This window comes from Aeromicrobium sp. (assembly GCF_049586495.1).
Taxonomy (GTDB): domain Bacteria; phylum Actinomycetota; class Actinomycetes; order Propionibacteriales; family Nocardioidaceae; genus Aeromicrobium.
Map to the genome: position 1 here is coordinate 1 of NZ_JBAVCB010000011.1, position 3,935 is coordinate 3,935.

The 3,935-nt window shown below is 70.5% G+C and carries 1 protein-coding gene; it reads right to left on the bottom strand.

All coding sequences use genetic code 11. From position 1 onward, the window contains the following. Positions 1 to 3,935 (bottom strand): acyltransferase domain-containing protein (locus WB508_RS00405; protein ID WP_423842890.1); only part of this gene is annotated, 3,935 nt, incomplete at both ends.

Below are 3,935 nucleotides of genomic sequence, written 5' to 3' on the forward strand. Positions count from 1 at the left end.
AATGCCGCCTTGGTGACCGACGTGGTGCCGGCCTTGGTCTCGGTCTGCTCGGAGCCGAGCCACGACGCGAGATCGTCGACGTCGGCGAAGCTGGCCATGTTGGCCGGCACGATCCACAGCGAGGCGCCGGTGGCGGCGTTCTCGCGGTACAGACGCTTGTAGAACGCGAGCCGCTGGGAATCCAGCGACGACGTGGTGGCGACGACGGTCGCACCCGCAGCCAGCAACCGGCCCGCCACCGCGGAGGCGATGGACCCCTGGCTGGCGCCCGTCACGACGGCCACATCGGTGGCGTGCGCAGCGGTGGGCTCACGGAGCGCCTCGCCGACGATCGTCGACAGCCTCAGCGCAAGCGCCTTGTCATCGGTGTGGTCGGCGTACCACTGGGCGTGGGACGCGACGACCTTTCCAGCGCCGACGAACGTCCCAGTGACCTCGTGACCAGCCGCAATGCGGGCGACGTCCTCGCGAGCGCTAGCCCACCGGTCGTCGAGCACCACTGCACGGCGTGCGTCGAAGGCCGGAGCGGTCTGCTTGGCCCAGTCCGGACCGAGCTCGGACTCAACCCTGGCCAGGATCTCGGCATCGGACCCATCGGACTCGACGACCTCGACGCGGTCGACCAGACCGAGCCGGTCTAGCACCAGGCGAGCGGAGGCAGCAAGCACGCCGTCGGGACCGGTGATCGCATCGGTGAACTCGCTCAGCGCAGCGGCATCGACCGTGGCTCCTTCGCCACCGCCGGTGGCGGGCAGCGCGACGCTGACGCCGTGGCGGGCTGCCACAGCCTGCACAGCGGGGTCAACGGCCGCGTCGACGTCGGCGGCCGAAGCGACCGTGACGTCGCCGAAGGCGCCACCCCGGACGCTGTTGCCCTCACGGGTCGACATGGCCAGCTCAGCCACGACGTGCAGCGCCCAGCCGGTGCCCAGCTCCCACGTGCTGGTGACGCGATCGACGATCGCGCCCTGGCGGCGGCCGCTCGGGCCGAGAATCTTCTTGAGGTGGTCACCGATCGCCTCCGTCAGCACGGGGCCGAATGGCTTGTACCCGCGGGCCAAACCAGTGACCTGGGTCGACAGGGTCGGGATGTCGGCCTCGGCGGCACCATCGATGGCGCCGAGCCCGAGCTCACCGCCGAGGTCGACCAGCAGCTGGTTGCGGCGCGATGAGGCACCGTCGCACAGCGACTCGATCGAGTCAGCGGCGCCGATCTGGTCCAGGCGCAGCTTGGTCCACCACGCGATCAGCGTGCGAGTGGCCTCAGCAGCGCCGAAGGCGATGTCGACCGGGCGCGGGCCGCTGGAGGTCGCGGCAGCGGGGGCTGCAGCGGCCACCGGTGCAATCGCGGTCTCCTCGACCGGCTCGTCCGCGGCATCGTCGATCTCCGGGACGTCCTCGTCACTGGAGAACACGGCCGCCGCGTCGCGCTCGATGTTGAGGACCTGCACGGGGCGCCCTTGGCGAGCGGAGAGCTTCAGGGTCGAGCTGGCGAGATTGGCCACCGTGGGCGCCTGCCCCACGCCGATCTCGACGAACCGCTCGACACCCAGTCCGCCGGACTCGATCGAGCCGAAGAGCAGGTCCTGGGTCTCGATCCAGCGCACCGGGCTGGCGAACTGCCAGGCCAACAGCTCGATGAGCACGGTCCGGCACAACGTGCCGGGATCGGCGGCCCAGGTGACCCAGGCGTCGAGCACTCCGCGAAGAGGCGTGACGTCCGGGGCGACATCAGGATCCACCAGGTCGGCGATCTCCTGGATGAACGCGCGGTCCAGGGAGAACGGCCGCGGCACGAGGTTCGGCACGTAGCGGCCGTGCAGGATGGTCGGATCGATCGACGCCGGCAGCAGCTCCTCCAGACGGGCGCGGAAGTCCGCCACTCCCCCGTGCAGGACACGGGAGTGGAACGGCACGTCGATGCCGGGCACGTAGATGAACGCGCCCTTGCCACCGAGCTCGGCCCGCAGGCGCTCGACCTCGGTCTCCAGAGCCGCAAGGCCCGCGGTGGAACCGGCGATCGCGTACTGGGAGTCCCGCAGGTTGTAGTTGACGATCTGGAGGAACTCGCCCGAGCTCTGGGCGATGCCGTCGACGAAAGCCGTGACGGTGTCATCGTCCAGACCGATCTGAGCCGGACGGATGGCCGCGAGGCGGTAGTCACTGCGGCCATGGGCATCACGCTCGACGAGCGTGTGCATGACCGAGCCGCGCTGAAACACGACCTCGACGACAGCCTCGAGCGGGATGACGCCCGACACGGCCGCCAGTGCGTTGTACTCGCCGACCGAGTGGCCGGCCAGGATCGATCCTTCGACGAATGCGCCGGATTCACGCAGCTCTGCCATCTGGGCTGCGCCGAGCACGGCCATGGCGACCTGGGTGAACTGGGTCAGGAACAGCACGCCATCGGGATGCTTGCTCTTGGCGCCCTTGACGGTCAGCTCGGTCGGGTTGTCGCGGACGACGGTCAGGATCGAAAAGCCCAGGGCGGTCCGGGTGTGGGCGTCAGCCCGGTCCCAGATCTCGCGGGCGGCCTTCGAGCGTTGGTAGCCCGCCATGCCCATGCCGGCGTGCTGGATGCCCTGGCCCGGGAAGGCGTAGGCCGTGCGCGGGGCGCGGAGACGTGCCGTGGCCGCGGCCACGACCTCACCGTCGGCGCGACACGTGACGTCGACGATCTCGTCGCCGGCCTCCAGACCGATGCGGTCGGCCCGGATGTCGACCGTGGCTCCGGGGCGCACGGGGGCGAGGAACCGGGTGGTCCAGCCGACGATTGCGCGGCCGGACTCTGCGACCAGCGCCTGCTGGGCGGCTGCTGACAGCCACATGCCGTGCACGATCGGTCCCTCGTGCTCCGAGGTCGCGAGGCCGGCAAGACGTGCAGCGGCGATGTTGGTGTGAATCGGGTTGTGGTCGCCGGTGACGCTGGCGAAGCCCCGCATGTCGACGGGCGCGTCGAGCGTCACCGTGAGGCGGTTGCGGCGGGGGGTGTCGCGCACGTCGTCGACAGTGCCTCCTGCGCGGGCGGGGTCGCCAAGCGTGGCGGCACCGGTGCGGCCGCGGATCGCGAGGCGTTCGCGCAAGATGGCCAGCTGGCCATCCGGTCCGGCGATCGTGACGTCGACCGTGACGACGCGACCGACCTCGGTGTCGACGACGCCGTCGAGCGTGGCGACGATGTCGAGGGTCGTCGGCTCGACCGGCAGATCCGACGTGAGCCGGATCTGGTGGTCGAGGTGGACCAGGTCGAGCATGCCCTCGACCACGGGGTGACCATCGAGGTCTGCTGAGGCGAGAGTCGCGAACACCGTCGGCCAGACCAGACCGACCAGGACGTCCGGCAGCGGGTGCAGGAGGTCTTGGTCACCGGTGACGCCGATGTGGTCAGTGATCAGATCGGGCGTCCACGGCACCTGGGCCGAGCCCTCGGGGAGCTCTCCTCCGGCGGCCGACTGGACGAGCGCAGTCATCGCGGAGATGGCCGAGTCGGTCGACACGATCGGAGCCGACCCACTGGCGACGTCGGCCGGCAGGTCGATGCGCAGTACCAGTGGCGTCGCGAGCTGCACGGTCAGCTCGACCGCGTCGGCTGCGACGCCCCGGAGCACGGCGCCGGTGGCGGGGTGCTCAGCGAGAGTGTCGTCAACGATCACCCAATCCTCACCGAGACGACGGACCGGACTCTGCACCGTTCGACCGGCCCAGACCACGTCGTGAGCGGCGAGCACGAGAGCCAGCGCGTCGCCGGCACCCTCGGCACGACGGCGCCCGGACACGCGCAGCGGAGCGCGTCCAGCGGCGAGCAGCGAGTCGAGAGTCGCGTCCTCGAACCGCTGCAGCAGATCGGCGACCGGCTCGTCGACGCGCTCGATGCCGGCGACCGAGACGGTGCCGGGGATGACACAGACCTGGTCGGCATCGAAGCGCGGGTC